1 pseudogene is annotated in these 523 nt (G+C 76.7%); it reads right to left on the bottom strand.

The annotated features are described in order from the left end of the window. Nucleotides 1–523 (bottom strand): annotated as a pseudogene (locus ESO86_RS19680) (primosomal protein N'); the annotation flags it as partial.

Raw genomic sequence — 523 nt, 5'->3', positions numbered from 1 at the left:
CTGCGCCTCGCGCCACGCCGCCGACGGGATCCGCGCGCCACCGCTCTCCGGCGCCGCCTGCTGCTCCGTGAGCACGACCCGCGGACGACCGCCGCGACGCAGCGGGACGTCGTGGACCCAGCCGAGCTCGACGAGCCGCTGCACCTCGACGCTCCGGCTGTGGGCGAGGAACAGGAGCGCGGCCCCGGACTGCTCCTGCCTGATGAGCGCGGCATCGCGGCTGTGGACGCCCGGCGCGAGCGGCTCGGAGTGCAGGCCGTCGCCGTCGTCGACGACGACGATGAGCCCCAGGCGGGCGGCCGGCGCGTAGACCGTCGACCGGTTGCCGATGACGACGCGCGCCGCGTCGGCGGTGGCATCGAGGAACGCGCGGTACCGCGCGGGCCCCGTCTGCCGCGCGTCAGTCCGCAGCACGCGACGCGGATCGACGAACTCGGCCAGCGCGGCCTCGAGCTGCTCCTGGTCGCGGTAGTCGGGCACCGCGACCACCGTCGAGCGGTCGTGCGCGAGCGCGTGCGCGGCC

The sequence above is a fragment of the Agromyces binzhouensis genome (assembly GCF_004135055.1).
Classification (GTDB): domain Bacteria; phylum Actinomycetota; class Actinomycetes; order Actinomycetales; family Microbacteriaceae; genus Agromyces; species Agromyces binzhouensis.
This window is presented reverse-complemented; position numbering and strand designations above follow the sequence as displayed.